5 protein-coding genes and 1 tRNA gene are annotated in these 7,089 nt (G+C 57.9%); 3 read left to right on the top strand and 3 right to left on the bottom strand.

From position 1 onward, the window contains the following. Positions 1–276: helix-turn-helix domain-containing protein (locus tag B0D78_RS10800; protein ID WP_143521727.1), on the bottom strand; the 276-nt coding region annotated here is incomplete at its 3' end. Between the two features lie 168 nt (positions 277–444). Between B0D78_RS10800 and B0D78_RS10795 the strand changes: the two genes are divergently transcribed. Both B0D78_RS10795 and B0D78_RS10790 read left to right on the top strand, forming a co-directional pair. Next, positions 445–534, top strand: a tRNA-Ser gene (locus B0D78_RS10795). Between the two features lie 231 nt (positions 535–765). Continuing rightward, a complete protein-coding gene (locus tag B0D78_RS10790) occupies positions 766–1,416 on the top strand; it encodes an ankyrin repeat domain-containing protein (RefSeq protein WP_168170108.1) in 651 nt (216 codons plus the stop codon). Between the two features lie 312 nt (positions 1,417–1,728). On the opposite strand, the gene B0D78_RS10785 is transcribed toward B0D78_RS10790, so the two are convergent. Together B0D78_RS10785 and B0D78_RS10780 are read right to left on the bottom strand one after the other, a co-directional pair. After that, positions 1,729–2,835, bottom strand: coding sequence for a SurA N-terminal domain-containing protein (locus tag B0D78_RS10785; RefSeq protein ID WP_078016964.1), 1,107 nt, complete (start codon positions 2,833–2,835; stop codon positions 1,729–1,731). Between the two features lie 70 nt (positions 2,836–2,905). Further along, a complete protein-coding gene (locus B0D78_RS10780) occupies positions 2,906–5,500 on the bottom strand; it encodes a DNA polymerase (RefSeq protein WP_240496168.1) in 2,595 nt (864 codons plus the stop codon). A 117-nt stretch (positions 5,501–5,617) separates the two neighbouring features. Here B0D78_RS10780 and gltX point away from each other — a divergent pair, with 117 nt between their 5' ends. After that, positions 5,618–6,958, top strand: coding sequence for a glutamate--tRNA ligase (gene gltX, locus B0D78_RS10775; protein WP_078016962.1), 1,341 nt, complete (start codon positions 5,618–5,620; stop codon positions 6,956–6,958). The last annotated feature ends 131 nt before the right edge of the window (positions 6,959–7,089 follow it).

Below are 7,089 nucleotides of genomic sequence, written 5' to 3'. Positions count from 1 at the left end.
AGAGGTGTTACAAAGGGAAGTAACGGAGCAGTCATACCGGTGAAGGCAGCAGTTTGCTGTCCGGCCATAACAGCCTTTGAAGACAGTCTCTGCATGTTTTCTGATCTCTCTGGAGATCGTACTCGGCGACTTCAGAACTGTTGAGGCAATACTTCTGAGAGATTCTCGCCGGTTGAGGGCGCTTTCAATGGCTTTTCTTTCAGCCAGAGTCAAATGTTTGTTCATGATGATGAACTCCTTTCCGAGATCTGTTGTCTCGTAAGAAAGGTCTTTCATCAATTCAGACTAAATGCAAGCTTCTTTTAATTCAGATTTAATGCAACGGGGTACCGGATGTTGGGTTGCATTTACCTTGAAGAATTTCAACGCAAATTCGGTCGGCTCCCCGACGGCAGAAACAACTAGGCAAGCTCTTCGGTTTGTGCTATAATACCCTTCGTCTGCGGAGGGATGGCCGAGTGGTCGAAGGCAGCTGACTCGAAATCAGCCAGGGGTTCACGCCCCTCGGGGGTTCAAATCCTCTTCCCTCCGCCATGTTTTTTGTGAAAATTATAAAAAGCCCCCTTCGCGGGGGCTTTTTGCTATACTGGCGCCAGGGGGAATCAATAAGTTTCAGGGGGGATCATCGTGCAGCACAGTTGAAGACTGCGGCGAGTACCGCGTGCTGAAAATCGACTGATTCCATCAAAAACGGCCGCGTCTGGCGCAATCTCTCGACTTTGTGATATAACGGAACGGTGAATTGTGATGAAGGGTGAGGAACGAATGGCGGACGATGAAAAAAGCGTTGCGGCGGCAGAGGTGCAGCCGGAGCCTGGGAAAGACTTCTGGACGCTGTGCGTCAAAGGGACGGTCGAAGAGATCAAGGGAAGAGTCGCTGCGGAGCAAATCGACGTCACACAGTCGTTTCGCGACGGGATTACGCCGTTGTACCTGGCGGCGCAGAATAACTCGCTGGCAGTGGTTCAATATTTTCTCGATGCCGGGGCTGACGTCAACGTGCGGACGACGGGCGAATACGGTGATACGATCCTTCACGCCGCGGTCTGGACGAAGGATCTTCGCGTCGTGCAGGCGCTGCTCGAGCACGGAGCGGATCCGATGGCGACGAACGCCAAAGGCTGGACGCCGCTGCGGCTGGCGCGTTACCACGTGCGCGGCAAGGAGATGCTTCAGCTCCTGATCAAACACATGAAACTGGAGCCTGCCGAGAACGGCCGCTCGTATGAGGGAACGATCGAGTATGTGGATCTCTGGTCGAAAAGATGTTATCAGCTGTGCGGCACTACGCTGATCGAACATTCCATGGATCGCCTGAACACGTCGAATATTTCTCTGGGAGAGACGGACCGGATCACGTACGGCTCTTCGCAGAAGCGCAAGGCCGTGGTCGTGAATACGGTGCCGGCAGGATAGGCGTAAATTGACTGCGACGGACATGATACTAATTCTTGATAGAAAGTATTAACATAGTTTCCCGGACGCTGCGGAGGAGTTCAGTCGCTCAGGACTCCCTCGACCGCTGCGCGGTCTGCGCAGCTCGCTTTGTGAATCTCCTCCGCAGCGCCTCTGCATTCGGCATTTTAATTGAGAAATAGTATGAGATAAAAGCGGCGCGGGCCGTGTAGATTTTTGCGAGTCCGGCGCCGTCTGGGTTCCGCGGCATCAAAAGGCCGATAGGAGAGGAAGAATCTCTCCTATCGGCCTTTTGCATACTTTGAATGCCGGTTACTTCACGGCGGCCGGATCAGCGGCTTTGTTTGCCGCATCCTCGGTGAAAGCCGGTTTCAGTCCGTCCAGCTTTTCATCGGGAAGGGCGTCGGCAGGCGGAACGTCGTCGCTCTTGACGGTGAAGAGTTCGGGGGCGACGATCTCCACGTTCATCTTATCGGTCAGCCCCTTGATGTAGTTGCGCTGGGCCTCCATTTTTTTGCTCTGAAGGAGCATCGTCTTGATGCTGTCGGACACTTCGGAGAGAGGACGCACGTCTTCCGAGACGGCCCTGATGCGGTGCACGACGAAATAATCCTGACTGGTGATCTCGATAGGGGCGGAGGTTTCGCCGTCGTTCAGCGCGGAAAGAGGCTCGAGCTTGCCGACCATCTCCGTCGCGGCGATGCGCTCGTGAACGTCGCTCGAGGTCGCCTGGACAATGTCGGGCGAAACGATCGTAAGGGCCTTGTCCCAGTCCTTGTCCGCCTTCACTTCTTCGGCGAATTTGTCGGCGGCCTCTTTGTTTTTCAGCTGGACAAAGTCGGCTTCGATGCCGGCCGGCAACGTGAAGTTGCCGCGCAGCGCGTCGTACAGGGCTTTGATCTCGTCGTCGGAAACGACCACGCCGCCGGAAACGTCTTCCAGCATCTTGTTGATGGCCAGCTGGCGGGCGATCTCGGCTTTGACCTGTTCGAGGCTGCTGCCCTGGTTCTTCAGCGTCTGCATGAAGGCTTCTTTGGTCACGTACTGATTCTCGACCTCTTTCAGCTGCTTGTCGACGTCGTCGGCGGGGGCGCTGATTTTCAGGCGGGCGACTTCGTCGATGACGGCGCGGTTGGACACCATTTCGTCGAACACGGCTTTGTAGATAAGCGGCATTTGTTTGTCGGACAGGTCGCGGATGCCGTTGCGCTCGACGAACGAGCGCAGGTGTTCCTGCAGCTGGCTGATGTGCAGTTCTTCGCCGTTGACTTTGGCGACCACGAAATCGCCGGTGCGCTGATTGTCGGAGTCGGAGGAACTGCCCGTGCCGTACATGAATCCGACGGAAGCGGTGAAGATGACGATAAACAGGGCGAGGATCCACTTGATCTGAGTGCGAAGCGCAGTAAGTATCTGCAAGTGACTTTACTCCTTTCGAATTGGCAGCGTGAAAAATTCTGTTTCAGCCCAAGAATTATACCATAAAACATTAAACCGTGGCGAGGGATGTGCCGACGGTCCGTTCCGTTTTCAAAGGAACGGAGAGCTGAACGGCGCTTTCCATGACCTGGCCGAGCTCCATGGCGGTCTGTTCGGCCCGATCCTGCGGGCATTCGCAGACGATGGAGTCGTGGACCTGGAGCACCATGGCCACGTCGCGGCCGGCAAAATGCGCGGCGACTTTGTTCATGGCGATCTTGGTGATGTCGGCGGCCGTCCCCTGGATCGGGGCGTTGATGGCGACGCGTTTTTGGTGGTCTTTCGTCTGGTTCCCGGTGGCGATCTCGTCCATCGGGCGGCGGCGACCGAAAAGCGTGGACGTGTAGCCGACTTCGAGAGATTTTTTCTTGCTCGTTTCCATGTATTCCCGTACGCCCGGGAGAGCGGCAAAGTAGGCGTCCATGATCTGGAACGCGGTGTTGCGGTCCGTCCCCAGCCGGGAGGCGAGGCCGAAAACGCTCATGCCGTAGATCAGGCCGAAGCTGACGGTCTTGGCGCTGCGGCGCAGCTCCTTGGTGACGGCGTCGGCGGGGAGGCCGAAGATCATGGCGGCGGTTTCGGTGTGGATATCCCGATCCGACTTGAAGATCTCGATCAGCTGCGGATCTCCCGAGAGATGGGCCAGCACGCGCAGTTCGATCTGCGAATAATCGGCGGCGGCGAAGCAATGCCCCGGCCGCGACGGGATCAGACATTCGCGGATCCTCTGTCCCCAGCCGCTGTAAGCCGGCAGGTTCTGCATGTTGGGATCGCGGCTGCTGAGGCGCCCCGTGCCGGTCGTCAGCGATTCGAAGGTGCTGTGGATCAGACCGTCCTCGCCGGCCGCGCTCAGCAGCGGCTGCACGAAGCCGGAGGCCATTTTCTGAAGCTCGCGGTATTCCAGGAGCTGCCCCGGGATTTCGCAGCGCGCGCCGCAGATCTCCCGCAGCTGTTCAAGCACCGACACGTCGGTGGAGTAGCCGGTCTTTGTTTTCTTGACGACGGGAAGCCCCAGTTTTTCAAAGAGAAGCTCCCCGATCTGTTTGGGCGAGTTGAGATTGATCTCGCATCCGGCCGCTTCGTAGACTTTTTCGGTGATCGCGTTCAGCTGACGTTCCAGCTCCCGCGAAAGCGCCAGCATTTTTTCGCGGTCGAGGCGGATGCCGCGGCGCTCCATGTCGACCAAGGAGGGGATCAGAGGCAGGTCGATCTCGTTCATGACCCGCGTCATGTCCTGTGCGGCGATTTTTTCTTCCATGGAGCGGGCGATGGCCAACAGGCGCAGCGCCCGGCCGGGCGAAAGTTCGAGGCCGATCTCCTTCGAGATGTCGTAGCTTTCTAGATCGGGATGGAGCAGGTACCAGGCGGTCTTGACGTCCCAAAGCCCGCCGAGGCGCGGCCGCTCCATCAGGTAACACAGCGCCTTGGCGTCGAGACAGACGACCCTGTTGTCCAACAGTTCGTCCAAACGCGGCGCCAGTTCGGCCAGCGTGCCCTGCCACCAGCTGCCGTCGGGGGCGGCGAGGATGACGCGGCGCGACTGCAGCGTTTCTTCTTTGATCGTGTATGGAACGGGCGCGCCGGATTCTTCGAGATCGAGCGCGATCCTTGGCGCGCACAGGATCGTGTCCAGCGGGATCGCGGCAGCGGGGGGGACGGCCTCGCCGAAGTCGTCCCCGGTACTGACGGGCGACGGCCGCGCCGCCTCCGCCGGCGGATTCCCGGCGGGGGATTTTTTCTTTTCGGCTGCGGCGCCGAAGGATTCGGCCGCCTTTTTCATGCCCAGTCGGGCGCAGAAAGCGCCGAACGCTTCCAGATCGACCGCCGCTTCTTTCGAGATGAATTCGCTCAGGTCCTCGTCGCATTTGAGCCGCGTCAGTTTGCGGTTCGCGACGGCCTGCGCGCCGTGCTCGCTCATTTTTTTCTGCAGCGCCGGCTTGAGTTCGCCGGCATGTTCCAGAATGCTTTCGATGGAGCCGTAACTTTGAAGCAGTTTCGAAGCGGTCTTCTCGCCCACGCCGGGCACGCCTGGGATGTTGTCGATCGAGTCGCCCATCAGCGCCAGATAATCGACCATTGTGTCCGGAGGGAAACCGTATTTTTCGGTAAAGTGAGGAACGTCGTATTCCTCGAAAGACGAGACGCCCTTGCCGGGGCGGAGGATCTTCACGCCCGGACGCAGCACCTGCATGATGTCCTTGTCCGAGGTGAGGATCAGCACCTCGTCGCCGCGAGACGCGAACTGCACGGCGGCCGAACCGATCAGGTCGTCGGCCTCGACCGAAGGACGCTCCATGATGTGGACGCCCAGAAGCGGAAGCATTTCGTGGAGCAGCGGAACCTGAATTTTGAACTCCTCGGGCGTCGGCCGGCGCGTGGCTTTGTATTCGGGATAGAGCTGGTGGCGGAACGTCGGTTCCTTCATGTCGAACGCCGCGTAGATCTCGTCGGGACGCCGGTCGTGTCTGACTTTGGCGAACATGTTGAAGAAGCCGACCAGCGCGTTGGTGGGCGTGCCGTCGGGGGCGTTCAGCTCGGGGATCGCGTAAAAGGCGCGAAAGGCGATGCCGTGTCCGTCGATAAGCAAAATCTTTTTTCCAGGCATTTCCATAAACCTCCAGGACGGGTTATAATGCTCTCTGAATCTCTGCGGATTTTCTTCCGCATCCGTTTGTCTATTGTACACGCGATGAACCAATTATGTGAGGAGGAACTTTTATAAATGGCGGATGAAGTGAGAGTACGTTTCGCGCCCAGCCCCACCGGCGCGCTGCATATCGGCGGCGCTCACACGGCGCTTTTCAACTGGTTGTGGGCCCGTCATACCGGCGGAAAGTTTATCCTTCGCATCGAGGACACCGACCGCGTCCGTTCGACCGCGGAATACGAAGAGACGATCATGGCCGGGATGAAATGGCTGAATCTCGACTGGGACGAAGGGCCCGACGTCGGCGGCGATTACGGACCGTACCGTCAGACCGAACGCCTCGACCTTTACAATAAATACGCCCGGCGGCTTCTCGACGAAGGCAAAGCCTACAAGGACGGCAGCGCGGTCATCTACAAAGTGCCGCTTGGGCTGGACATCGGCTTCGACGACGAAGTCTACGGCCACGTGGACTACAAGAGCGACGCGCTGATCGACGGCCGTACCGGCGTGATGAAGGACATCGTGCTGATCAAAAGCGACGGTTTCCCTACCTATAATTACGCCGTCGTCGTCGACGATCATCTGATGAAGATCTCTCACGTCATCCGCGGCGAAGACCACATCTCCAACACGCCCAAGCAGGTCCTGATCTACAAGGCGCTGGGCTGGGAGATGCCCAAGTTCGCCCATCTGCCCATGATCCTCGGCAAGGACAAGAAAAAGCTCTCCAAACGCCACGGCGCCACCAGCGTTTACGAATACCGCGACATGGGCTACCTGCCCGATTCGATCTTCAACTTTCTGGCGCTGCTGGGCTGGGCTCCGAAGGGGAACGTGGAAGTGTTCGGCCGCGACCTGGCCATCAAGGAATACGAACTTCGCAACATCAACCGCAAGTCCTCGGTCTTCGATTTCGACAAGCTGAATTTCATCAATCAGGAACACATCACGGAAATGCCCGTCAGGGAAAAATTCGAACTGGTCCGTCCTTTCTGGGAAGAAATGGGCGTGGACTGCGACAAACTCGATCTGGATTATCTCGGCAAATGCTTCGAGATCATGGCCGGCCGCGGCAAGACGATCAAGGAGCTGGCGGAGTTTTCCGACTATCTCGTGACCTTTGCGCCCGTGGCGGCCCGGTACGACGGCAGCGACCTGACGGACGAACGCCGCGTCCTGCTGAAAAAGTTCAATACCGATTTTCTGTCTCGTCCCGAGCTGGTCACGCCCGATCAGATGCTGGCCTTCGCGCGCGAGTGGTGCGACGCCAACGGAGCCAAACTCAAAGACATCGCCATGCCGCTGCGCTACATGCTGACCGGCTACAAAGTCAGCCCCGGCATCTTCGAAGTGATCGAACTGCTGGGCCGCGACGAGGTGTCCAGGAGACTGCGGCATTATAACGTCCTCTGACTTTCGTCGCGCGGTGCAAAGACTGCTTTTGAAAATGCACGTGCGCTTTCTCTGCCGAGGAAGGGAAACGCAATGTATAAAAATCCTTGAAAAAACGTGTGCGCGCTAATTTCAAGTTTGACATTTCAGAA

The sequence above is a fragment of the Pyramidobacter sp. C12-8 genome (assembly GCF_002007215.1).
In the GTDB taxonomy this organism is placed as follows: domain Bacteria; phylum Synergistota; class Synergistia; order Synergistales; family Dethiosulfovibrionaceae; genus Pyramidobacter.
This window is presented reverse-complemented; position numbering and strand designations above follow the sequence as displayed.